General features: G+C 30.8%; 22 protein-coding genes and 1 pseudogene. 2 read left to right on the forward strand and 21 right to left on the reverse strand.

Annotation, left to right across the window (positions count from 1 at the left end; translation table 11 throughout):
• Nucleotides 1-46: 46 nt before the first annotated feature.
• The 4 genes from PTA89_RS07720 to PTA89_RS07735 all read right to left on the reverse strand — a co-directional run bounded on the left by PTA89_RS07720 (nucleotide 47) and on the right by PTA89_RS07735 (nucleotide 4,850).
• Complete coding sequence (locus PTA89_RS07720) at nucleotides 47-1,339, reverse strand: NADPH-dependent oxidoreductase (RefSeq protein WP_324177141.1); 1,293 nt, start codon at nucleotides 1,337-1,339, stop codon at nucleotides 47-49.
• A gap of 17 nt (nucleotides 1,340-1,356) precedes the next feature.
• Nucleotides 1,357-1,962, reverse strand: coding sequence for an NADPH-dependent FMN reductase (locus PTA89_RS07725; RefSeq protein WP_003701157.1), 606 nt, complete (start codon nucleotides 1,960-1,962; stop codon nucleotides 1,357-1,359).
• Between the two features lie 187 nt (nucleotides 1,963-2,149).
• A complete protein-coding gene (locus tag PTA89_RS07730) occupies nucleotides 2,150-3,304 on the reverse strand; it encodes a D-alanyl-D-alanine carboxypeptidase family protein (RefSeq protein WP_324177142.1) in 1,155 nt (384 codons plus the stop codon).
• 370 nt (nucleotides 3,305-3,674) lie between these two features.
• Nucleotides 3,675-4,850 (reverse strand): cation:proton antiporter, encoded by a 1,176-nt coding sequence (locus PTA89_RS07735; RefSeq protein WP_003701155.1) that lies wholly within the window; start codon nucleotides 4,848-4,850, stop codon nucleotides 3,675-3,677.
• Nucleotides 4,851-5,031: 181 nt separating this feature from the next.
• Between PTA89_RS07735 and PTA89_RS07740 the strand changes: the two genes are divergently transcribed.
• Entirely contained in the window at nucleotides 5,032-7,437 is a 2,406-nt protein-coding gene (locus tag PTA89_RS07740; RefSeq protein WP_324177143.1) for a Xaa-Pro dipeptidyl-peptidase, read from the forward strand.
• A gap of 56 nt (nucleotides 7,438-7,493) precedes the next feature.
• Here the strand turns inward: PTA89_RS07740 and PTA89_RS07745 are convergent, their stop codons facing one another.
• The 14 genes and pseudogenes from PTA89_RS07745 to PTA89_RS10265 form a co-directional block, all read right to left on the reverse strand.
• Nucleotides 7,494-8,090 carry a hypothetical protein gene (locus PTA89_RS07745; RefSeq protein ID WP_160993651.1) on the reverse strand — a complete coding sequence of 199 codons (597 nt, stop codon included), beginning with the start codon at nucleotides 8,088-8,090 and terminating at the stop codon, nucleotides 7,494-7,496.
• A 22-nt stretch (nucleotides 8,091-8,112) separates the two neighbouring features.
• The gene (locus PTA89_RS07750; RefSeq protein ID WP_081535078.1) at nucleotides 8,113-9,558 is read right to left on the reverse strand and encodes a flippase; all 1,446 of its coding nucleotides are present in this window, start codon (nucleotides 9,556-9,558) and stop codon (nucleotides 8,113-8,115) included.
• Nucleotides 9,559-9,689: 131 nt separating this feature from the next.
• Nucleotides 9,690-10,802, reverse strand: coding sequence for a UDP-galactopyranose mutase (gene glf / locus PTA89_RS07755; RefSeq protein ID WP_081535080.1), 1,113 nt, complete (start codon nucleotides 10,800-10,802; stop codon nucleotides 9,690-9,692).
• A 100-nt stretch (nucleotides 10,803-10,902) separates the two neighbouring features.
• Nucleotides 10,903-12,003: an acyltransferase gene (locus tag PTA89_RS07760; RefSeq protein ID WP_081535082.1), complete on the reverse strand. Its 1,101-nt coding sequence runs from the start codon at nucleotides 12,001-12,003 to the stop codon at nucleotides 10,903-10,905.
• Between the two features lie 59 nt (nucleotides 12,004-12,062).
• On the reverse strand, nucleotides 12,063-13,271 hold the full coding sequence (locus PTA89_RS07765; protein ID WP_324177144.1) for a C39 family peptidase: 1,209 nt from the start codon (nucleotides 13,269-13,271) through the stop codon (nucleotides 12,063-12,065).
• Nucleotides 13,272-13,297: 26 nt separating this feature from the next.
• A complete protein-coding gene (locus PTA89_RS07770) occupies nucleotides 13,298-14,218 on the reverse strand; it encodes a glycosyltransferase (RefSeq protein ID WP_081535086.1) in 921 nt (306 codons plus the stop codon).
• Nucleotides 14,215-15,054, reverse strand: coding sequence for a LicD family protein (locus PTA89_RS07775; protein WP_081535088.1), 840 nt, complete (start codon nucleotides 15,052-15,054; stop codon nucleotides 14,215-14,217). The genes PTA89_RS07770 and PTA89_RS07775 overlap by 4 nt, the downstream gene beginning before the upstream one ends.
• The gene (locus PTA89_RS07780; RefSeq protein ID WP_324177145.1) at nucleotides 15,026-16,102 is read right to left on the reverse strand and encodes a polymerase; all 1,077 of its coding nucleotides are present in this window, start codon (nucleotides 16,100-16,102) and stop codon (nucleotides 15,026-15,028) included. The genes PTA89_RS07775 and PTA89_RS07780 overlap by 29 nt, the downstream gene beginning before the upstream one ends.
• Nucleotides 16,103-16,199: 97 nt before the next feature.
• Nucleotides 16,200-17,243, reverse strand: a complete 1,044-nt coding sequence (locus tag PTA89_RS07785) for a galactofuranosyltransferase (protein ID WP_324177146.1) — start codon at nucleotides 17,241-17,243, stop codon at nucleotides 16,200-16,202.
• 15 nt (nucleotides 17,244-17,258) lie between these two features.
• A complete protein-coding gene (locus tag PTA89_RS07790) occupies nucleotides 17,259-18,278 on the reverse strand; it encodes a glycosyltransferase (protein WP_324177147.1) in 1,020 nt (339 codons plus the stop codon).
• A gap of 19 nt (nucleotides 18,279-18,297) precedes the next feature.
• Nucleotides 18,298-19,164, reverse strand: a complete 867-nt coding sequence (locus PTA89_RS07795; protein WP_324177148.1) for a beta-1,6-N-acetylglucosaminyltransferase — start codon at nucleotides 19,162-19,164, stop codon at nucleotides 18,298-18,300.
• A gap of 63 nt (nucleotides 19,165-19,227) precedes the next feature.
• Nucleotides 19,228-20,772: a glucosaminidase domain-containing protein gene (locus PTA89_RS07800; protein WP_324177149.1), complete on the reverse strand. Its 1,545-nt coding sequence runs from the start codon at nucleotides 20,770-20,772 to the stop codon at nucleotides 19,228-19,230.
• A gap of 27 nt (nucleotides 20,773-20,799) precedes the next feature.
• Complete coding sequence (locus PTA89_RS07805; protein WP_407659828.1) at nucleotides 20,800-22,188, reverse strand: peptidoglycan DD-metalloendopeptidase family protein; 1,389 nt, start codon at nucleotides 22,186-22,188, stop codon at nucleotides 20,800-20,802.
• Between the two features lie 66 nt (nucleotides 22,189-22,254).
• A pseudogene (locus tag PTA89_RS10265) lies at nucleotides 22,255-22,377 on the reverse strand (KxYKxGKxW signal peptide domain-containing protein); the annotation flags it as partial.
• A gap of 241 nt (nucleotides 22,378-22,618) precedes the next feature.
• On the opposite strand from PTA89_RS10265, the gene PTA89_RS07810 reads away from it, so the two are divergent.
• Nucleotides 22,619-23,071 carry a hypothetical protein gene (locus tag PTA89_RS07810; protein ID WP_160993644.1) on the forward strand — a complete coding sequence of 151 codons (453 nt, stop codon included), beginning with the start codon at nucleotides 22,619-22,621 and terminating at the stop codon, nucleotides 23,069-23,071.
• Between the two features lie 151 nt (nucleotides 23,072-23,222).
• Here the strand turns inward: PTA89_RS07810 and PTA89_RS07815 are convergent, their stop codons facing one another.
• The 3 genes from PTA89_RS07815 to rfbD all read right to left on the reverse strand — a co-directional run bounded on the left by PTA89_RS07815 (nucleotide 23,223) and on the right by rfbD (nucleotide 26,171).
• Nucleotides 23,223-23,795: a hypothetical protein gene (locus PTA89_RS07815; protein WP_324177151.1), complete on the reverse strand. Its 573-nt coding sequence runs from the start codon at nucleotides 23,793-23,795 to the stop codon at nucleotides 23,223-23,225.
• A complete protein-coding gene (locus tag PTA89_RS07820) occupies nucleotides 23,779-25,146 on the reverse strand; it encodes an AAA family ATPase (protein WP_324177152.1) in 1,368 nt (455 codons plus the stop codon). Before PTA89_RS07820 ends, PTA89_RS07815 begins: the two co-directional genes overlap by 17 nt.
• Before the next feature lie 191 nt (nucleotides 25,147-25,337).
• Nucleotides 25,338-26,171 carry a dTDP-4-dehydrorhamnose reductase gene (rfbD, locus tag PTA89_RS07825; RefSeq protein WP_324177153.1) on the reverse strand — a complete coding sequence of 278 codons (834 nt, stop codon included), beginning with the start codon at nucleotides 26,169-26,171 and terminating at the stop codon, nucleotides 25,338-25,340.
• Nucleotides 26,172-26,224 lie beyond the last annotated feature (53 nt).

Below are 26,224 nucleotides of genomic sequence, written 5' to 3' on the forward strand. Positions count from 1 at the left end.
TTTTATCAAAAAAAAGCCGAGTATCAAAACTCGACTTTCATATCTATTAAGATTCTGAAGCACCTGATGTTGCATCTACTTCTGGTTCAGCAACTTTTACTTCTTCTACCTTTGTTTCTGATTCAGATGCACCTGATGTTGCGTCTGTTTCAGGTGTAGCTACTGGTTCTTCTTTTTTCTCAGAAGCTCCGGATGTTGCATCCACTTTTGCATTTTCATCAGCTACCAATTTTTGACCTGTCATCTTCAAATAAGATTCAACTACTGGCCAAATATCAACTACCCATTCATTAATTCCACGGTAGCGACCATCTTCATCATGCATTGCCTTGTAATAGTGCATTACATGCTTTTCATTAACCTTATTGATAAATGGTACTGGCATACTTACAAGATCTGTTTCACCTGTACGAAGTGTATGAACTACATGTTTTACACCCTTCAAAGCACGTTCTGGGTGAACTGATTCTAACGGATCCCCAACTTGCTTAGGTTGACGAGGTGCTAACATATCTTTAGGATTTTCATCCATACGATTATAGTAGATAAATTGGTTATTATCATCAGCAAATGTCAATTCAACTGGCATTGTATTCAAGAACCAGTTAAGTTGGTTAACTGTCAAAAGACCTCTATCTAACTTGACATAAGTATCACCTTCAACTGCATTAGTCTTAGCAGCAGCTTGTTCTACCCAATCTTCAGCTTTCATATCTACACCTTTAACAGTTGTATCAATCTCTTGAGATGCAGTTAAATCTTCTGATTCCCAGTCACCTTTTACATCGTTATTCTTCTTCATAGCTTTCAAAACTTTGATCCACTTCAAGAAGTTGCCCATGACACTTTCTAAGAAGCTAACAGTTCTTGATTCCTTTAAGTTACCATTTTCATCAAAAGCTGATTTAACGTTTCCTAATAAGAATTCATCCTTTGGCATTACCAAAGCATTTACCCCTGGAGATTCTAGGATTTGACGTAGATCTAATTGTGCTCTACCAGAACCTTGTTCGAAGTAAGAAGCACCTACCAATAGTACTGGTTTATCTGCAAATGGATGAACACTAGAAGATAACCATTCAATTACACTCTTTAAAGCTGCTGTAGTTGTATGATTATGTTCAGGAGTTGCAATGATTACACCATCTGCTGCAGAGATTTTCTTATTCAAATATTCTACAGCTGGTCCCATTTCCATTCCTGCTCTAAACATTGGAACATCTCTAATATCAAGGATTTCAATATCAATTGTTTCCTTGAAATGACTTGCTATGTATAGCATTAATTTGCGGTTGTATGATTCATCAGCAATTGAACCGATAATTCCTACTAATTTCATTTATTCCACTCCTCCGACTAATCTTTCCATGAATAGTTTTCTACTTCTTTTCTTTGTTCATCATTAGCATTAGTTAGATGCTTAGAAATGTTTGAGAACACTTCAAAATCTTCAAACAAGCCATCTAATAATGTAACTTTTTCTTCATTATTTAGATTTCCATCTTCATCAAATGCTTGCAATGAATGACCTAATAAGAATTCTGAACTTGGCATAATTCTTGCACTTAATTCTGGTGAATCTAAAATTCTGCGTAAGTGTGCTTGAGCTCTTGAAGTTCCTAAAGTACCATAAGAAGCACCAACAATCATAACAGGTTTACCTACAAATGGATGTCTTGCATAAGATAGCCATTCTAAAGCATTCATTAAAACAGCAGGTACGGAGTGATCATATTCAGGTGTCGCAATAATCACACCATCTGCTGCTTCAATCTTCATAGAAATTTCTGCTGCTTTTTCTGGGATAACTCTATCTTTGTTCTTAAAAAATACTGGTAGGTCACTAATATCAACTAGTTCGATTTCTGCTTTTTCGCTGAAATGATTCTTAATATATTGCATTAATTTAAGATTAGTAGACTTCAAATCATTAGTGCCGGCAATTCCAACATAGTGGTTCATAAGTTTCAACTTCCTTTAACTAATTAATTATCTTTATAAGTTTATTTTTACACAAAGTCTCCTTCGCTGCAAGCGATTTCAGTTTTATTAAAATATTTTTTAAACCCATAAAATATTTTTATATCTGACAAAATAAAAAAGTGTAAAACCAGTATTTATCTACTTATTTTACACTTTTATAATTAATTTATTTAGCTTCTAAATTGACATTTAATTCCACTGAAGATACCCCAGAAGAACTGATTTTAATTGTGCCAACTTTCTCATTCTTAGCATTTTTTGCTTTTATTTTTTCATTAGATAGAGTTAATTTTGCTTTTATTTGTTTAGGATCGGTGTTCTTTGTTACCCAAATATTAGTATCATTTACTTTCAAATTTTCTTTTTTCAAAGCTTGCTTAACACTCTTTATATCCTTAGTATTAACTACTTTATCATTATTCATAACTGACTCAATCATCTTATTCGTTTCAGCAAATTGTTTATTATAATCTGAAGCATTCAAAATAACAGTTATCACACGTTGTCCATTGAATGTACCTGTTCCTACAAAACAATATCCAGCCTCATCTGTAAATCCTGTCTTAAGACCATCTATTGTCCCATTTTTAGGAGCTGCATAACTTCCTTCCAACATATAATTAATATTCTCCATATTATATGTCTGATCGGCACTTATTTTAAAATCAACATTCTTCTGTTTTGTAATATCTATTACTTCTGGATAGTTATTTACCAAGTATTTTGAAATCAAAGCTATGTCTTTAGCTGAAAATTTATTTTCTTGATCATCTCCTACATTCTTCAACTTTAAATTACCCAAATCTGAATTTGGCAAACCAATCATATTATAAATCTCAGCATCAGTAACTCCTGCTTCATGTGCTACTTCTTTCATCTTTTCATTAAAGGCTTTCACACTTCCAGCATCAGCCAAGGCTAAAGCTTCTGTACTACCATCTGCCGATACAATCATCATTGATTCTACTAGTGACTTAACGGTATAGCTTTCGCCTTCGTTTAACTGAACATTTGAGTATTGCCAGTTATTAGCCATATCAGACACATCTTTATTTACTTTAATTTTTTGATCCCAACTTAATTTTTGGTTGTGGATATCTTTCATAATAACCGCTAATGTTAAAATTTTAGTTAGTGATGCAATCGGATATTTGCTATCAGCATTTTGTTGATACAAGACCTGACCAGTACCTGCATCTATCATGTAAGCTGCCTTGGCATCAATCTTATCTGCCTCTACTCCTCTCATGATTCCACTACCAGTTATAATTGCAATTTCTAGCATAACTAGAATTAGCCAATTCTTAAATTGCTTCTTCATAAATAATTCTCTTCCTCATTAATTAAGTTATCTATCAATAATAACGCAACTTTATTTCTATATTGTTAAACTAAGATTGTTTTCTGTTTTCACTTTATTAAGTTAATCTTATCCACGTTTGTAAATCCAAACATTTCATCTACGTGGATAAAAATGGCAGTATTCTACAACTTATCCCCGAGTTATACACACTTTTTGTGGATAACACTACTTTATTATCCAATAAAGTGAACATATGTATCTCTATTTTACTTCTAATATTTGATCATTTAGTACTTATGCACAAAGTTATGCACAATACTGTGTATAAGTGAATAAAAAGACGGATAAAAATTATCTTTTCCAATAATTTATCCGTCTTCTATTAATATTATTTAGCTTCAGCCTTTGCTTGGCGCATAATTGCTGATTTCAACATAAATGGTGCAATGATTGTAGTTAAGATGATTACGATAATAACACTTGAATAGAACTTATCAGATAACAAGTGTGCCTCATAACCTACTTGGGCAATAATCAATGCCATTTCTCCACGAGAAACCATTCCTGCTCCGATAATATCGCCAGAATGCCAACTCATTCCTAGCATTTTAGCACCTAAGCCACAGCCACCCCATTTTGTTAGTAAGGCCAATACTAACAAAATTACGATAAAGAGCCAATTAGTCAGTAATCCCTTAAATGTCATATTCAATCCAATTGATACAAAGAACATCGGAATAAATACTGCATAGCCAATTGGTTCAATACTTGAATCTATCTCTTGTTTATATGGAGTTTGTGCAACTGCCACTCCAGCAAAGAATGAACCTACCACTGCACTTAAACCTACCAAGTCAGCAAAGAATGCCATTCCCAAGCAAATTACTAGTGACATTAGAATTTCACTTGAAGATATTGGTAATTTTTCACTGATTTTCATTAAAAGTGGTGCAATCCATCTAAAGACTAAGTAAATACCAATAAAATATATTACTTGAATTAAGATACCCACACCCAAATTAGATTGAGTATGACCACCTTCTGCTTGAGCAACATCACTAAAGATACTTACTAAGACACTTAAAATCAAAACCGCCAATATATCATCAATTACGGCAGCCCCTAAAATCGTTGTCCCTTCTTTTGTATCTAATTTCTTTAACTCTTTTAACACTTCAACTGAAATAGAAACTGAAGTTGCTGCGAAAGTTACGCCGAGAAAAATTGCTTCTTCATTAGTAAAGTTATATATTCGCCCCAAAAGATAAACTAAAATAATAGGCGCAATTACACCAAATAAGGCTACTGAAGTCGCAGGCTTAAGATATTTCTTCAATAAATCTAGATCACTTTCAAGTCCCGCCATAAACATTAAGATGACCACACCAATTTCTGAAAAGATGTGGACAAAATTATTACTTGTCACCCAACCTAGCATCGCTGGTCCCAGAATAATCCCTACCAATAACTGACCAATTACGGCAGGCATTCCGACTCTGCGACTAATACTGCCAGCAAAAGCAGTTGTCAGCAAAACCAAGCAAAGTGTTCCTAAATAGGTCATATAATCTTCCTTTCAAAGTACCTAAAAATTACTCTACAATATATATTTTACAAAAAAAATATTTGTCTTAAAAGTCAAATACCCTGGCTATTCAATGTAAACGTTCCCTCTATTACCATAGAAGTTTTTCTATAAAAAGTCTATAATGGTAATAAATATTCTAAAAGAAAGGATCGTTATTATGAAATTCAATCAATTCGCTCATGTCAAAGTTCCTTTTGAACAAAAATTAGCCGAACTCAATCGTATTGCTTTTCTTCACGCTGGTGATGAAGATTTAGCTAGCAATCATATTTATCGCTTATTTTTAGAACGTGCTTTTCCAAATTTCAAAACTGAAGCAGCTAAAAATCACGCTCTTTCCAATCTAGCAGCTACTGAGAATGCTGATGTTTTAACTTATTTAAATTCTAGTAAGATAAATTCTCGAGTTTTCTATGCCATTGGTCTACAGCTTTTAGGCTTTGAAGTTGGACTAGATTTTGATTTAAAAGATCCATTTTCTGCAATGGATAAGCTAAACTTGCCATACCAAAAAGAAATAAATCATCGCGATGATGTTATTAATGCTTGGTATGATTTACTATGTACTTCAACTAAAAAAGGACAAAATTTACTCGATATTCTAGCTAATCGTGGATATTTCACACAATTTTACCAATTGAATCTGACAAAGCCAATTTTCTTTAACGGAAAAGCTCAACCTGTTTTTGATACAAATAAACTTATTCACGAAGTAGTCTATGTTGAATCAGAATTAGATACCGATCAAGATGGTAAGCGCGATTTACTAAAAGTTATTATTACGCGTCCAGCAATGACTGATAATGGTATGAAAGTTCCAACTATTTTCACAGCTAGTCCCTACTATTTAGGAACTAATGATGCTAGTGCTGAGAAAATGATGCACAGTGTCGACTTACCAATTACGCGTAAGGAAGTTAAACCTCTTTCTTATCAGGATATTGAATACCATAAGCCAGAAACTAAACTTCCTAAGAAACGTCCTGTCGTAATCTCTACTAAAAATGCTGAAGAAAGTTGGGAACACTTATTTACATATACTTTTAACGATTACATGTTAGCTCGTGGATTTGCTGTTGTTTATTCTGGTGGAATTGGGACCTTAGATTCTGATGGATACCGAACTTGTGGCGATGAAGCTGAAACTTTGGGAGCTAAGGATGTTGTTGAATGGTTGAACGGAAAGAGAACAGCTTTTACAACTAAAGAAGCAAATAAGGCTATTCCTGCTTGGTGGTCAAATGGAAAAGTAGCGATGACTGGAAAATCATATCTAGGAACGCTTGCTACAGCTACTGCTACTACTGGTGTGGAAGGATTAGAGACTATTATTAGCGAAGCTGCTATCTCTAGCTGGTATGACTACTATCGCGAAGGCGGACTTGTTATTGCACCTGGTGGATTTCCTGGAGAAGATGCCGACATCTTAGCTGAAGAATGTTTTAGTCGTCAAAAAAGTGCTGGTGACTATAATCGTGCTAAAGATGGTTTTAACAAATTCCTATCAACTATTACTAAAGATCAAGATCGCACTACTGGTAATTACAATACTTTCTGGGATGCTCGTAACTATTTGAAAGATGTAAGTAACATCAAATGTGATATTGTGATGGTTCATGGTCTCAATGACTGGAATGTTAAGTTAAAGAATGTATTTAACTTATATAATAAACTTGGTGATGTTGAGGTAACGAAGAAACTTATCTTACATCAAGGTCAACATATCTATATCAACAATTTCCAATCACTTGATTTCACAGATATGATGAATCTTTGGTTAAGTCATAAATTGTATGGTGTTGAGAATAACGCTAAAGAATCACTCCCAGATATCTTAGTTCAAAATAATACTAAAGAAAGTACATGGGAAACTTATTCTAGTTGGCAAAGCAAGAACTTTACTAAGTTATACTTAGATTCTGATTCTCTCTCTGAACAAAAGAAAGAAAATCAAACTTTAGAATTTAGTGATCATTTGCCAGAAGCTACATTTAAACACTATCAAGCAAATATTAATAGTTGGAAAGAAGATATTCTTGCACCAACTAGTCCAAAACTTGAAGATAATCGTTTGATCCTCACCAGCGAACCTTTAAAGCATGAAACTTTACTTAAAGGTGTTGCTAAAATTAAATTGAAGATTGCTAGTCAACTTGATCATGGCTTGGTCAGTGTTAAGTTGGTCGATTATGGCGATGCTAAACGTCTAGGAGCTACTCCTACAATTCTTGAAAGACGTGGCTTAGATTTAGGTTATCACTGGCAAGAAGATAATTTAGTAGAATTTAAATTAACTAAGGAAACACCATTTAAGATGATTACACAAGCTCACTTGAACTTACAGAATCGTCATAACGACTTTAGTACTGATGAACTTGAAACTAATAAGTTCTATGATGTTGAAATTACTACGCAACCTATGTTCTATCATCTTCCTAAAGGACATAAATTAGGTTTAGTAATCTATGCAACTGATATGGAAATGACTTTACAAGGTAATGAAGAAAATTCATATCGCATTGATACTGCAGGCTCATATTGCCTACTTCCAATAGAAGAATAAACGAAAACGCAGATGAAACAAGACGTTATTGTCTTGATTTATCTGCGTTTGTTTGTTTATTGATATCCATCTGTAAATGTAGTGTTATTTGCAACACTATTTACATTATCTGATTGTCCCTGTTGAGATGCTTTGTCATTTAAATTTGAGATATTCATTTCATCCCAAGGCTTATCCCCAAAGCCACCAACTTTTACATTATCTCCAGAAACGCTATATGCGAATAATAGGTTCCCATTATCATCACTTACAGCATTATAATTTCCCATGTTATGAACCACTATTTTACTATTCTTTATATTTCCTGTATACCAAGATGCCAAAGCTGCAATTTGTTCTTGAGAAAATTGCTTTTTGGAAGAAGTAGTGGAATTTTTATTACTATTACTGCTACTTTCACTACTTTGAGAAGACATCGCAGAGTTATTACTTGAACTGCTTTCTTCACCACTATTATCATTATTCACAATACTTGTACTATCTTCATCTACGGAAGAAACAGCAGTTGCTTTTATCTGTTTCTTTGTCTTTTCTACATTTTTGCTTGATTCATGATTAGCAGATGACATACTACTCTTGTTACCATCATTAGAACATGCACCTAATGTTAACAAACTCACTAGTACCATGCTAGATACAAACAATTTTTTCATAAATATACTTCTCCTAACTAAATTATTTCTTTCTTTTGAAAAGAATCTCTTTTGCGTAATCTAAAATCGTAGGTTTTAATAATAATATCATTATACCATACACCAATATACCTACCGCAACAATGATACATAAATGTACAATATCTGTAATACTACTTATACTAATCGGTTTCCATAGTAATTCTAAATATATTACACAGCTAAACATTATACATCCAGCTACCATGTACTTCCAAAAGTTTTTAAATAATTCTCTCATACTTAAAGAATTTCTCACAACCCATAATTGATACGCTGTTACCGCAAACTCTGAGAATACAGTTGCCCACATAGCACCATATAATCCCCACATATAAATAAGCGGAACGTTTAAAATAATATTTATTATTGCTCCTAAAGTTACTGATACGGTAAAGGAATTTACTTTATTAGTAGGCAATAAATATTGAGTACCAATAACATTGCTCCATCCTATCAAAACAATTACTATTGATTCAATTATCATAGCCATTCCCACAGGCCCAAAACCACGTCCATAGAACATTAATCCCAAATACTTTGAAACACCTGCTAATCCAAACATCATGGCTATAGCTAAAAACGAGACAAAATCAAACGATCTATACAACATTTGATTAACCTTATTCGTATCTCCCTTTGAAAAAGCATTAGATACATGTGGCAACATTACAGTACCTGTCGCTGTAACTATTGTTAAAACCATTTTTACCAAATTATCAGAATATTGATAATACCCTGAAGATACAGTCCCTACAAAAGCTCCTAACATTGTCTTGTTAAGCTGCACATATACTTGAATTGCAACTTGTGGAATAAACATTGAAATGCTTGGCATTAAATGTCTAAATGGTTTTAACTCATTTAACTTAACTTTGACAACTATGTTTTTTAAACTATACCACAAAGCCATATTCCCTAAAATAACAGATAATGCAGTAATTAAAATATAGATTCCTACATCATTACTATTTCTAACGAAAATAAACACCATTATCGTAGACAATATTTTAAAGATTGTATTTCTTACAACTGTTGGCTTAAAATTTTCCACTCCCATATATAGCCAAGATATATCGAAAGCAACAGCTATGATGTTAATTGCTTGTATCCATAAATAAAGAATATAGTGCTCATACCAATATAAAAATAAGACAAAAATGATAAATGCGATAATAGTGGTAAATGTTTTTACTATCTGTATTTCCCAAAATGCTTTACTCATTTCATACCTATTTTCTCTCAAATAAGCAATCTCTCTATTTCCGTAGTATCCTACACCCATACCGGCAATTAAAACAAAATATTGTATGATTGAACTAGTATATGAAAAATCACCTACACCAACCGGATGTAACACACGACTAACGTATGGAGTTGTTATCAGTGGAACTATTATCGCTAATAATTGATAACCTGCATTATATAAATAATTCTTTATTACTCTCATGTATGTCACCTATTCTAATTGTTAAAAAACAACACTACCATCTACCTAATCTAAAAGTTGGAAGATTCCATAACCTTCCAACCTTTTGATTATACATAACTAAATCCACTATCTCTAATTATGTACCACTATTAATTAAATTCATTCTTAACAGTTATTAAAGCTGCTCCTATAACTTGATCCATATTGTAGTAACGATATTGTCCTAAACGTCCACCAAATATTACATTTTCAGTTTCTTTACTTGCTAATTCTTGGTATTGCTTGTAAAGACTGTTATTTTTACTATCATTTACTGGATAGTAAGGTTCATCGCCACGTTTCCAATCAGCAGGATATTCACGCGTAATAACCGTCTTACCTTTTTCACCCTTACCAAATTCAAAATGTTTGTGTTCGATTATTCTAGTATAAGGTGTTTCAGCATCTGTATAGTTTACTACGGCATTACCTTGATGATTATCTTCATCTAATACTTCTGTTTCAAAACGTAAACTTCTATATTCTAATTCACCAAGTTTGTAATCAAAGAATTGATCAATCATACCTGTGAAAACAACTTTATCGTATTCTTTTAGATATTCTTCTTTACGATCGAAAAAATCTACCCCTGTTTCTACAGTGATATTGTCATGATCCAACATCTTTTCAACAATTTGTGTATAACCGCCGATTGGAATACCTTGATATGTATCATTGAAATAGTTGTTATCATAAGTTAAACGTACTGGTAAACGACGAATGATAAAAGCTGGCAATTCTGTAGCCTTACGTCCCCATTGTTTTTCTGTATAACCTTTAATTAACTTTTCATAAATATCTGTTCCGATTAATGAAATAGCTTGTTCTTCAAGATTTTCTGGTTTCTTACCATTAAGAACTGCACGTTGTTCTTCAATCTTAGCCATAGCTTCTTTAGGAGTAGCTACTCCCCAAAGTTTGTTAAATGTATTCATATTAAAAGGTAAGTTATAGATTTCACCGTTATAATTAGCCACTGGGCTATTAGTATAACGATTAAATTCAGCAAATTGATTTACATATTCCCAAATTTCTTTCTTAGAAGTATGGAAAATGTGTGCACCAAATTGATGAACTTGAATGCCATGTACTTCTTTTGTATAAATATTTCCAGCAACATGGTCTCTTTTTTCAATAACCTTTACTTTATGTCCTCTTTGAGCAGCTTCACGTGCAAATACTGCACCAAAAAGTCCTGCACCTACTACTAAATAATTTGTCATTTAAATCCTCCAAAACTAAAATATTTCCTTTAATTAGCAAAACACTTTTCATTTTATCACTAAAATTATAATAATAATATCCTCATTACACAATTATTATTTATTTTCCTAATAATTTCTTATCTAAATAATTCCCTAATTTTAGTGACAAATTATTAATTTTCTTTTCAAATAAAATTCTTCGAAATACTATATCTATCAATATACATATAATAAAAATTAAAAAGCTATATTTTAAACCATTGATTATCATTGAAGTAAATGTTGTAAATCTATTGTTGTTAATGTAATTCCATATAATAGGACGTAAAAATGCATTCTCATGGAGTAAATATACTCCAAACATCGATGCTGATATATAGTTTATATATCTTATTTTACCTATATCAATATTTACAAATAGCATAAATATTGATACGGCCACCATAGTAATTACAGTACTATTCTGTCCAATCATTAATTGGGAATAATTTAAATAATTATGAGTAGCATCACTTATAAATAACGGAAGTGAGTATGATATAAACAATAATATATTTCCGATAACTACAAGTATTAGCCAATATTCCCATTTTCTAGTTAATTTACTAGAATATAACCTAAAATAACTAGCAATAAAATACAAATATATGAAATACGTAGCATCTGTAGCACCAAATTGTCCTATCCAGATATCCATTTTTCCAGGAAAATATGAATACAGATCAGGAATAGCTACTATAAAAACTGTTAAAAACAATAATATATACAAATGCTTTCTTTGATTAATGTTCCGTATTACTATATTTAACATAGGCATACTTAGTAACATTACAATATAACTAGTCACAAACCAGTAATTAGTTGGAATTGGATATGGAAATATTATCTTAGTCCACGAATAATCACTTGGTATACCATATTTTAGCAATTTTAATACTATATAAATAGTAATTGAATAAAAACTTGTCAAGATCACTAAATTTATGATTCTCTTAAAACTAAAATTTTTTTCCACTAAAAAATATGCACCTATAAGAACAAATATCGCCACACCTACTTTACCAAATGATTCCAATATTAAAGTCGCTAACAATGCACCCTGATTAGTATTAGTTATTGTTTTAAAATTAAATGTTCCATGAAATGCAAAATGATGTACTACAATCATAAACATACTTAAAATTCTTAATAATTCTAAATTAGAAGCCCTTTTCTCCATACTTACTTCACCTCAAAAAAAAGAGCAAGTTCACTTTCTCGCTCTTTTTATTTATTTATCTAGACAATTGTTACAGCACCTGAACCATTATATTCACTAGCCAGATCTCCCCATGAGATCCATCTGTCTGCACCTCTATCGTATTTGCCACCTCCAGATGTTCCAGCAGGATCCCATTGATGGTTGTAACAAGGATCATATACATGAAAATTACCATTTCTATATCCAACAATAACCTTGGCATGGTTTCTATTCCCATAAATTCTTTCATATCCTGACCATCCATAATATAGTACAGGGTGTCCATTTTGAATGTAATTTACTAACGTACTTATACTACTACCGGAAATATTGACTATATCACTACTATACCGACGAACATATGTTACTAAGTTAGAAGCTGGAATAATTGTTGTAAATCCTGCACCTGTAAACACATTTCCACTTTGTGGTAAGTTTGCATATGCAGCATACATATTTGTAATTCTTTCTCCCTTTATGCTCATTAACATAGCAATCGAAGCAATTGTACAACCTTCTGGCGCTCTTACTGGAATCCATTGACTAACATATTTAGGTGAATGAACATTGCCAGAAAGTGCAGCAAAATATGTCTGTCCTCCATCATTAAAAAATGTATTACTATACATTTTTCCATTATAATAATTGAAATAGTACCATGTATTTATACCTTGTAACCATCCTTTTTGCATGTGACCATTTACTGAATCCAAATAATACCAATCGTTTCCACCTTGTAGCCACTTTTTGTGCATACGTCCATTTTGAGGATCAAAATAGTACCAATCGTTTCCACCTTGTAGCCAGCCCTTTTGCATACTATTATTCTTATAATAGTACCAATCATTTTGGACAGAATACCATCCATTTTTTACTTCTACAGCTTTTGCTTTAGGTTCATTAATTACTGTAGTTTTCTTTTCTGACACAGCTGGTTCTTCAATCTTTTTTATCTCTGGTTTACTATTATTATTTAAATCATTACTATTTGTACTCTGTACTGAGCTACTTTTCGTCAAATCCGACATTACTTGAGACGTACTTTGACTATTATTTTCATTTTCTTTATTACTTTGACTATTATTTTCGTTTTCTTTATTAATTTTATCTTTACTAATCATACTATTATCTGTCGTTTCTACAGATATAGCATTACTCTGATCTTTAACAGTATCAGCATTTACACTCATAGCTGTTAAAGTTACTATTAAACTTCCTACAAATAATATATATTTACCTAATTTCAACGTTAATCCCCCTCTAGACATTGTAATTATCTAAAATAAGTGAAGAACCAATCTCCTAAATACTGCTTTTTAAATTGATAATTATCTAAATATTTAATTAATATAATTCCATAAATAGGATTTCTAGTTTGATAAAACTTTCTTCTAAGCTTTAATGATTTTTCTGTATCAGCAATTAATTTCTTTTTTTTACTAATATCAGTACCGTTATTTAGCATCCTCATAAGAGATTTGCAACAATTTATTGATAAATCAATCCACTCTATTTTTTTAGATCTAGTTTTTAATTGGAGTACTTCTTTTGAAAAAGTACTTTCTTTATAAACTCTATGACCTATTAATTCATCATGTAAAATATATAAACTTTGTTCAAATAATCCTATTCGCCAAAAAAAATCATCATGTGCATACTCTGCATCATAATATTTTTTACTTTTTTGTGCCATATTTCTTCTGATACAAAAGACACACCCTGGAAAATCTACTCTTAGCCAATGTTTAGTTAATTCAACTTTTTCAAGTTTAGAATTCTTTTCATTCAAAGGTTTGTTTCTTACTTTTTGTTCTCCATACATATACTCAAAATCTGACACTAACAAATTAATTTGTTGATGAGATTCCATAATTTTAATCATTTTTTCGAGCTTGTCATCATACCAGATGTCGTCTTGATCACAAGGAAATATATAATCTCCTTTAGCTTTCCAGATTCCTTCCATGAAATTTCTTTTCCAACCCTTGTTTTCTTTATTTTGGATTAATTTCCAAGAATCAGATAAGTCATTACTAACTATAAACTCTCTTATTATATTAATTGTATTATCGGTAGAACCATCGTCATATATCAATACTTCATTTGCCTTTAAAGATTGATTTAATAAAGATTGTAACTGTTCTTTTACATGTTCTTCTCCATTATACGTGGTCATTACTATCGAAGCAGTCATATATCTACTTCACCTCCTTTCATTGGATCTCTAAGCCAAACTTTTAATTCATGATTTTCTCTCTGATTTTTAGGAGGTAGTTCCATATAATCGTCACCATAAGTTGTAGTCAAATAATTTTTCCATGTAGACATAGTAAGGAAAGTTTCTCCCTCAAATTTAACATTAGCTGGATTAGTAAATGAATCTTTTTTTATAATTTCCTTGTTGTACTCACCCCACACTACATCTCCAACTATTGGGCTTCCCTTCCAATTACTATCTGTAGCTAATCTTATCATTTCTTTGTTAGCTTTATCTACACCTACTAACTTAGCAAATGGTATTAATAATGGCTTAAAAATTCTTTTAAAGAGTGTTTTCCCTTCGCCAAATTTAGCAAAATTTAACATCAATATTTCTCTTAATATGCCCACTTTTCGATATTGTTTCTTTCTAAGTTCAGTATTTTCAGATACATCATCAAATGGAAATATATCTATCCAAAGTGAATTATTATGGCCTTCATCAGAAAAACTTTGAATTGTTTGTGTTTCCATATCTAAAATCTTTAAAAATGGATAATGTGAAGTTCCTAATTCATAAGATATAATTTTATATTTGTCTTTAATAATAGGATTATCTCTAGCAATATCTAATAATTTATCATAATCGTCTCTCAACATGGCCACATCAATATCATCATCCCATGGAATAAAACCACCATGTCTAACTGCTCCTAATAAAGTTCCCGCACAAAGATAAAAATTAAGATTATTTTCCTGGCAAAATTCCCTAAATACTACCAAGATATCTAATAATCTTTTTCTAATTTCTGGAGTTGTTAATTCCTTCATAATCTAAATTCCTTTCACTACAAGTTAACTTTGAAAATGTTGCTAACAAAGTAAAGTTAAATGATATTTCCCAAAAATGATGATCAATAGCTGCACTTAAAACAACCATTAACAACATAAACTCATAAAAATATAGTTTATTTTCAATAAAATTACTACTATTCTTGCAAATTAAAAATAAAGTATATATAAACGCTACGAGACCTTGCATCATTAATATTCTTACATATGAAACATCAATAAAGAAATAGTTTGTAATTGGGGAATGATGAATTCCACCGTTACCAACTTGATATATGTATTGACCTAATAAATCTACATTATAGTTCTTAAATGCTAAATTTCCAAAATATAATCTTGTAGATAATAAGTTGTCTAATTTCCTTAAAATTACATTATTAGGAGTATAGATATACGGCAATATAATATTGATAAAAATGAATAATAAAATCAGTAAATTTATTTTCTTTGATCCTAAATATGCTATTAGTTTTTCCAAATATTTCTTTAAAATACAACAAACTAAAATAAGAATCATCAATATAGTATCTAGCCTTGTATCAGTTACCAAATTAATAGTAAAAATTACTGCTATTACTCCTATATATTCAGGAAGAGATAATATAAATTTTTTCAAAGCTACGTATGCTAAAATTAAGCAAAATACTCTAGCTGCAAAATCAGTTGGATATAGTGCTCCAAGTGAATAGCGTAAAACAGGACTTGCAGATCTTCCAACTTCAATATTTGGAATAAGATTGAGAATCGAAGCTATTATAGTAACTGTCATTATTGAACTAACCGTTAGAATAAATATCTTTAATATTTTTCTGAATTCTATTCCTTCAGCACCAAATATAAAAATTGTATAATAATACATATCATAATCTAATGACTGTCTTCCCAGGGAAAAAAGAAATAACAAAAAAATAATCATAAATAAATATTTATATTTATCAAAATTATTGAAAATTAAAATTTTAATTAGACATAGTGTAGCAGCTAGTAGTGTAATATGAAAAATTGTTTGTCCACTTACTGCTAACATTATCCCTCTTATATAATTAATCGCTATATATATACATAATGAAAGTATATAAATATAATTTCCCCACACTAGATATTTTTCTCTAAATATATCTCTTTTATTTAGTAATATCTCCAAGATTATCAACCTTTCTAATTAGCTCTTCTACAGCTGTTTTAGTAAATTTTCCTTGTCTTACACTATTACCTATTTCTTCAGAATTTTTTTTCATTCTCTTATATTCTTCATATGTTATATTATCTAAAATCCTATCTAAATCTTTTAAATTAGCTATTGTTATCCCTATATTATTTTCTTTAACAAACTTAGCTAATGCTGCCTTTTCCCAAATAATAACAGGTATACCTAAACTTAAATATAATGAAAATTTATGAGGATTATTATACTGCATATATTCACCATAAATTCCGTTACATTCTTCTACGCTATCTCCATCCCATATCAAGCCAAAATTCTGAGTTAATTGTTTTCCTAACTCACTAGGTGGATATGCACCTTTATACTTAACTCCATTTTTATATTCTTTGGCTGGATACATACCATATAAATCTAACTCATACTTTGTCTCTACTTCTTCCAAAAAAGAAGATTTAGATAGATTTCCTGCAAAACAAATAGATTTATCAAAAGAGGTACTTTGTCTATCAATTTTATCATTAAGATAATCAAATACTTTTATATCTACCATTGGAACAGTGATACCATCTTTGATTAGCCACTTTCTCATTTCTTGATTATGTACTATTAAACCATCAGCCATATTTAATAATGACCGTTCTTCATGGTGGTACTCTGGCTTATCTCTAAATAATCTAAGTGATTCCACATCATGAACTATGTAAAATAATTTTCTCGACTTCTCTTTTAGTTTTTTTATTATTATTTTTAAAATAAACGAGGAATATGCTGGATACTGCAAAAACACTATGCTATTTTTTTCTATTTTAGATAGGCTCAATGGAATATCTATATATTTATACTTTATTTTTAAGATTTTTGATTTCAAAGAATTGTTTAATTTAAACTTTAAGGATATCTTTTCAAAATTATCCTTTACTAAAATATCCTCCACATCTTTTTTCGCTTTTGGTCCCGCGTTATACTCAGAGTCATCATATATAGATACTATATACTTTTTCATCTTACCATTCCTCTACTAGATTTTCTTTAAAATAAGTTCTAATTTTTCCAGATAATTTTCAGAATAACATTGGAAAATACTTTCCTGAATCTTACTAGAATTATAGTCCATATTTTTTATATTCACCATACACTTTAGCAACTCTTGTATGTTCCCAACATTATAACTATATCCATTAATATTTTCTTTTACAATATCAGTATATCCTAGGAATTTAGAACTAATCACTGGAATCCCTCTAGAAATTGATTCTAAAAATACCATTGGCAAACCTTCATAGTTTGAAGTTAGTATAGTTGCATCTAATTCTTTCAACTTGTCCCAAGGATTCTTAACCCATCCATGCCATATAATCTTTTTTTCTAAATTATATTTTTCTATATACTCTTTTATTAATAAATCATCTTTCCCTGTTCCAAAGAAATCAACTTTTATTTTACCTTTATATTGCCTAATTCCTTCTAACAAATCTGATAGATTCTTTTGTCCTGTAATTTGCATTCTTCCTATATATGCTAATTTTAAAGTATCAGAATTATTTTTAGTTATAAGTGTATTATGATGATTAACAGGATTATATATCAAGTCTATCTTTTCACTACTAATGCCCAAATCTTCTAATTCATTTTTTATAGCTGTACTTATGGCCCAGTGTCTATCTGCATATTTAATATTATTAGGATCAAACATATCTTGATTATTTAAGGAAAAATGGATCCAAGATACTATCTTATATCTCTTATTGAAAATCTTTCTAATTTTATATCCTAATTTAATTAAATTAGCACCTAAAATTATCATTATTTCATCCTGAGATGAACTAATAAATTCTCTACTAAAAAATGCTACCTTACCAACTTTATTTTCAAACATTGGTTTTTTAATTATAATTTTGCTACTTAAACTACTTAACCAATTTTCATTCTCAGGTTCATTTGTTAATGTTAAAGTTACATCATTATCTTTTGAAAGGTAATTTAATACATCAGTTAATACAGTTTCTACTCCACCATTACCACTTAAATAATGGCACATAAAGTTTAATCTCATAAGCTTACTCTGACTCCAATTTTTCAATTAATTTTCTAGATATATCGGCATCAAACTTTCTTGCAAAAAAAGCATTACTTTGTCGTAATTCTATGAAGTTATTTTCATCTAAAATAGCTGGATAACTTCCATGTTGCTTAGTCCACTTTATAAAATGATAATTATAATTCTCATATCTATCTTTAAATTTAGAAGAATTCATCAAAATTGTTGGCAGCCAAAATTCATCACTACAAAATCCAGTCTCAAACATTTTATGTACATTTTCATGAGAATCTAAATAATCCAATACAAATTCAACCGCATCTCTTGGAAGACTCCCCCACTGAGAACCTGCATATATATCTAAATCAATTTTTAATTTTTTAAATTTATCAATCTTTAATAAACTTTGTAACTTCATTGTCAATCTATGGAGGATTTTTCCATACAATTTTCTTCTATTGATTACATCATAGTAATAGTAGTATTTTTGCCAATTTATTATTTCTTCATGTGATTTTCTTATTCCATCTGCCAAATATCGTTCCATGTATATACTATTTTTACCTTCAAAAAAATCATATATTCCTTGTGGATTAATGATAGGCCAATCTTGACCTGATATTAGGTGAAAATACTGATTATCTTTATCATTTAAAGCTAATTTCATCAAAGCGATTGTTGCTCTTACGATACTCCAACTTCCCCATTTAACATCTTCTTGAGAAATACATCTTATATTCTCATTCTCCAAAACTTTAAGGTAATCGTTATCTAGAGACATTTTTTTATCGAAATGTATATATACATTGAAATTCGAATTAAGTTTTCTACTTAGCTCTACTACCTGTTGTATATTTTTATGCGCTAATATTAAAATTGCTTGCATTGCATTACCTCATCTAATTATTTACTCCAATAAAATAGGTCAGAGAAAATATCTCTAACCTACCTAAATATCATATTTGTATAATCCATAAGTATTAATTACGGATACTAATTTTGAAGCATATTCGGGATCAGTTGCATATGTCCCATATATACCATTCCTTAAATTGCGAGCAGCATCTTGATAAGTTGGAGAATAACTCTTAGTAGATTTAGGGAACCTAGTCTTTATCATTGTAGCATATCCAACTAAACTTTCATAGTAAGTATTATAAGCTGCAAATGGTGCATTCACTGTATGGTAAGCTCCTCCATAATATTCTAAAGTAGGCATTGTAACATAGTTACCCTTACCACTCCACTTTACACCAAAGAGATTGTGTGCTTGCTGAGATAATAGACTACTTCCCCAGCCACTTTCTAATCCAGCTTGTGCAATCATCATAGAAGCATATATACCATATTCGTCTGCAACTATCTTAGCAACTTCACCAATTTGGCTTATAAAGTTCTTTGCTCCTAAACCTGTTAAAGTAAAGTTACTAATCCATTTTCCAGAATTTGAAAATAGGTATCCATTATAATATCCAGTTGCCATCATTCCATTATTTTTGAAATAGTACCAATCACCTTTTTCATCTAGCCAGCCTTTTTGCATACGACCACTTGTTGAATTAAAGTAATACCAATCGTTGCCACCTTGCAACCAATTCTTTTGCATACGACCACTTGTTGGATTGAAGTAGTACCAATCGTTACCACCTTGCAACCAGCTAGTTTTCATATCACCACTAGCTCTATCAAAATAATACCAATCGTCGCCACCTTGTAACCAGCCTTTTTGCATACGACCACTTGTTGGATTAAGATAATACCACTTATTATTATTTTTAAACCATTTTGTCTGCATATGACCACTTACTGGATTGAAGTAATACCAATCATTGCCACCTCGAAGCCAATTCTTTTGCATACGACCACTTGTTGGATTGAAGTAGTACCAGTCATTGCCACCTTGCAACCAACTAGTTGCCATTTTCCCATTTTGATCAAAATAATACCAATCATTGCCACCTTGGAGCCAACCTGTTACTTTTTTTCCTTGTTGATAATAGCTCCAATTATTATTGGTATTAACCCAGCCAGTTTTATAACTTTGACTTACAAGTTTTACACTGGCCTTCATTCTCCTGCTCACACTCAAAGCTTGCGTAGATGCATTAACATTTTGTCTACTTGCATCTGATACTTGCTGTGTCTTGCTAATATTCACATAGCTATTAGTGTTGCTGCTTTCCACACTATTTTGTGCAGTAGTACTGGTTATATTAGTTTCACTAGTGCTACTTTGAATGTTATTAGTTTCGGCCTTTGATACAACTCCTTTTGTATCCACACTGCTATCTTCATTTTTTGTACTTTGGTTTTGTAAAGTTACTTCTTGTGCATTAATACTATTTGTACTTTGATCATTATTTTGCACAGTAACTTCTTTTAAACTAGAGTTAGCATCAGTATCCGCTTTGACTTTAGTATTTGTTAATATCGTACTTGTAATTGCTACGGTTGTTCCCATTAATAAAGCCAACTTATTGTTGATAAGTCCCATATACCACATACTCCCCTCTAATTTAAATTATTGATTAGCAATACCATTTTTAATTAAGGCTCTTGGGTCTAGCCATGTACCGTTATTATTAAAGGAATTTGCTATTGCTTTCATGACGTTTGTTTCTCTTGTTATTCCTAAATGTAAGTGAGAAGTATCACGATAACCAATAACATCTCCTGTACTAATTTGTTGTCCCACTTTTACAGAAATATTTCCCTTATTACTGAAAGCTTCTTGGTAAACAAAAGTATATTCATCAGAACGAACTACCACGTAATTTTCTAATCCTGCGATATATCCAATTTGTGTAACCACACCACTATGTACTGCATGAACAGCTGAACCTGGATGATCAACTGAACCGAAATCTAATCCATCATGGAAACCATTCATTCTAAATTCACCACCTGGATTTACTCCAAATAATTGAGCTCCAGAGAAGTATCCTTCACCTACTGATGGAAATGGCCAACCCCAAGTATCTTTTATCATTCTACCATCGTTTCTAAAAGAGTATTTTTTACCATCTACATTGATAGTACCTGTCTGCATGTGTCCACTTGTTGGACTGAAGTAGTACCAATCTTTTCCTCCTTGCAGCCAGCCTTTTTGCATGTGTCCACTTGTTGGGCTGAAGTAGTACCAATCTTTTCCTCCTTGTAACCAGCCTTTTTGCATGTGTCCACTTGTTGGGCTGAAGTAGTACCAATCTTTTCCTCCTTGTAACCAGCCTTTTTGCATGTGTCCACTTGTCGGATTGAAGTAGTACCAGTCGTTACCACCTTGTAACCAACTCTTTTGCATACGACCACTTGTTGGATTGAAATAATACCAATCGTTACCACCTTGGAGCCAACCCTTTTGCATGTGTCCACTTGTTGGACTGAAATAATACCAATCGTTGCCACCTTGGAGCCAGCTAGTTTGCATCACACCATTATTATTGAAGTAATACCAATCTTCACCACCTTGGAGCCAGCCTTTTTGTTGTTGTCCATTATTAAAGTAATACCAATTACCATTTTCTTGTTGCCAACCATTTTTCACCTGATTAGTTACTTGAGTCTTCACTGCAGCATAGCTATAGCTCTTCACACTTGTACTGTATTTAGCATTAGTAACTACCAATTCATTAGTAGATGAATTATTAACATCACTTACTTGTTGGCTAGCTGTATTTTGATTATTAGTGCTATTAGAAAATGTTGTACTTTCATTTGTAGATTTGTTGCTTTGATCTTGTACAGTCAAATTTTGTGTATTACTTTGACTTGTTTGACTTACTTTTTCTGTGATTTGTTCTGAGTTATTTACTTGATTTTGAGATACACTATTTTGATTATTAGCTACATTTTCACTTGTAACTTGTGTTGTGCTATTAGCTTCTACTTTATTATTTTCTGAACTTAACACTACTTCTTGTTGATTCGTGTTTGCCTGATTACTATCAGTAGTTTGACTTTGAGCAGTTGTATCAGCTGATACATTAGCATTATTAATATTTACACCCACAGCAAGTCCTAAGAATACTAAAGGTGCAACAATCCAATTTTTACCTGATTTATACATTTTATAACGTTTTTTTGTTTCGTAATTCTTCAAGAAAAAACGTCCTCCCTTTTCTTATCTGAACTATTTAATATCTTATCTAAATTCTGAACTTATGTAGAAAATTCCCTAAATTTTACAGGAATTCTATTTTATTATACTTAATGATATTAATTATCACAACAAAACACGTAAACTGTAGTATATTTTTAAATTAGTGTTACATTGTTGTCATAAAATGAAAGAGCAATGCTATAATGATTAAAGATATTTTTTCTAAAGGAGTAAAATTTCAATGACAAATGCAAATGATATAAAAAGATTCCAATTAAAACTTATTGATAATATCGTTGATTTCTTATTTATTGCTAATCCAGAACGACTATCTCTATTATCTTTAAATAAAATTACTAAGTTGGACTTATCAAAAAATGAAACTCAATATACTCTTAAATATACATTAGATCGGATTCACAACCAAGATTATATGCTAATTACTTCACTAGAATCTTCTTATACACTAAAGAATGGTTTAAAAATTGTATTCAGCTTATCTACTCGATCACAGATCATGTTTTCATCAACTATTAGTGAAGATGATATAAGAAGTTACATTAACGAAAATTCTTTACCTTACTTCCTACCAATTTTAAATGAAGCAACTACTCTAGTTGCCAAAAATACTAAGGAGTTTACTGGTATTCCTGAAATTTTTGATTATGCTTATGACTTTGCTAATTCCCATTAAATTTGGTAAATTAACCCCTGCATTACTTTAACCAAAAAATCGTCAAAGTTTAACGTTTAAATAACGTAATCTTTGACGATTTTTGAATTTTAAAACTTTTTCTAGCTTATATATTTCAAAATAGTGTATAATAATTTATTTTAATTTCATATTATTTGCTGAAATTACTCTTATATAGATTTGGAAAATATACCCCATTTTCTTCTATCCAGTCTTCGAATTGATCTTTAGTAAATGAATAAACTTTCTTAAAAATATAGCCTTCAAATCTACCAATTTTCATTCTCTTGATTGATTCATTAGCATTACTTGCAACCATATTTTGTAATTCTTCAGCACTTCCTGGATTATACACAAGAATAAAGATACCGTCTTTCCTTAATTTGCCTATGCTTATTCCAAGCAAATCATTATTTATCAACACACTGTCATATAATTTTTCTAATACATTTTTAGGGCTCAATTTCCCATTCTTAAATTCTACAAATACCATTCTACCATCTTTTGTGTCAAAAATTGCATCTATAGATCTAGGATCATTATCTATTTTAAAATTTTTTTTAATATTAATCATATAACAGTCTTTGACTCTATCAAAATCTATAACTTTACTCTTATTTTTAGTCATTTTTGTTTTATTGGTTTCATCTTCCGATGACTTCTTCAAGGACCTACATGCTTTTTTTTCAATTTTTTGCCACAGTTCTTTATCTTTCTCGCTCATCTATGTTCTCCAAATCTTGAAATGGTTTTAACATTTTTTTATAAATTTTATCTACATTTTTATTTACATTAACAAACATTGTTCCCTTATCAGTTTGTTCAGCTAGATAAAAATTATTCTCTATATTGTACAAATCAGAATACACTTCTATTGCATTAATAAAATACGGACTATGAGTATTTAATAAGATATGCATTTTAAAAATTTTTTGAATAAGAACTATAATTTTAGCCAATTTCACCTGCCAATCCGGATGCAAATGTATCTCTGGTTCATCCAATATTAAAATTCCATTTTCTTCCAGGGACTTATTTTCAAATAAAGTTTTTATAATAATGAATATTTTTAAACCAGCCGATACATTTTTTATATCAATAATCTGGTCACTATCATTTTCAGATAATCCTACATGCATATCAGCTGATTTCAAATTTCCCTTTACGATTTTTAATAACTCATCTTCAATTTCTTGAAATTTTTCGTCTAATATATAACCTTCAATCGCATTATCACTAATACCTTTTTGTAAATCATAAATTAACTTTGTTCCATGGTATAATGAATATCTATTTCTCTCAATCATCCTACTTGGTATATCGTCTAGTATAAAGGGATTATCAATATATTCCACATTAACCCATAAATTTTCCGGATTATCACTGATTTTTGTAACTTTATTTTCAGTAATATCTATATTTACGCTCTTATCTTTTACTATTAAGCCTACTTTTGCTTTTAGATTTTTGTCATAGATATTATTTACTTGATTTTGAAACTCTTTATTAAAATGATTGCTTAATAGTCGCATTAGTATCTTATTTTTTGGTGCTGACATTATTTCATTAACATTATCCAGCAGTTCAGGAATATCAATATTTTCAAATGAAATTTCATCATCTGATATATATATTTTCCTTGATTCATCTAACAAATTTAATATTTTTTCAAAAATTAATTCTATATCATCTTCATCTAATTCACCACCTTCCTCAAATTTTTTGACTACTTCACTCATATCTTGCACTGTTACTAGCTCTCTATTTTTTCCGATTCTACGACCTCTAGGATTTGTATTTATTTTTAATTCTTCACCTATTTTAAACTCAATAGCATCTATACACTCAAACAAAGAATATCTTCTTATTCTTATTTCTCTCATCGATTCTTTTATTTTTTGAAAAACTAATTGTAATCTTTGAGCTATAATTTCATCTTCGTAATTACTTAAACCATCTACTACTGAATATAAAGCCTTACTGATTGTACTCTTTCCCAAATTATTTTCACCAGCTACTACAGTGATACCATTTATATCTATACTTGCATGACTAACTTTACCAATATTTTCCATTATTAATTTCATCATGGTTCCCCATTTCTTTAAATTCCCTAACTTCATTAAGTAATATTATATTTCTATAATTTACTATTTTATATAAATTTTTACAATACCTACTAGTAGAACTTTATAAATAAAGTATCCTAATTAACACTTGAATATGTAGCTATGTTGCACATTATTAGTATTCAAAATATTTTTACTTATATTTCTTCCATAAATTCATCCAAAGATTTTCTCCAATCTGGAAATACAAAACCTGTTTCCTTAGCTAACTTCATTACACTATAATGTGGTCTAAATGCAGCTGTTGGATATTGATCTGAAGTTACAGGTTGAACATCAACATCTGTATCTTTCAATATCTCTTTAGCAAATTCATACCATGAGCATTGACCATCATTACAGCAATGATATACACCATATTCAACCTTATTATCTACTAAATATGTCAAGAATTCTGCTAATGTTCTAGTCCATGTAGGGCGTCCTACTTGGTCATCAACAACTGTCAATTTATCATGATTCTTTGCTAGATTTAACATAGTATATACGAAATTATGTCCCCATTGTCCATATACCCAAGCAGTTCTAATTATGTAGTACTTATCGCAATATTTTTGTACTGCTTCTTCGCCAGCAAGTTTTGCTTTACCATATTCATTGCGTGGACCTTTAGGATCATCTGGTAAATATTCACCACTTGTACGATTACCATCAAAAACATAATCAGTACTTACATAAAGCAATGTTGCCCCAACTTTTTGACATGCCTTGGCAATATTTTCTGTTCCATCAACATTAACTTTCCAGTTAAGTTCTTTCCCTTCTCCTTCAGCCTTATCCACTGCCGTATAAGCTGCACAATGATAAACTACTTCGGGTTTATTCTTTTCAAAGTAAGCATCTACTGCTTCCTTATCTGTTATATCTAATCCTTGTGAATCTTCTGCTAGATATTCTTGCCCACGTTCATCTAACAGATGTTGCATTTCTTGACCTAGTTGTCCATTTGCACCAGTAATTAAAACTTTCATTTAATATCTTCCTTCCAATGATAAAACAAAACCCCAGGAAAACCTGGGGAAAT

It is taken from the genome of Ligilactobacillus salivarius (genome assembly GCF_035231985.1).
GTDB lineage: Bacteria > Bacillota > Bacilli > Lactobacillales > Lactobacillaceae > Ligilactobacillus > Ligilactobacillus salivarius.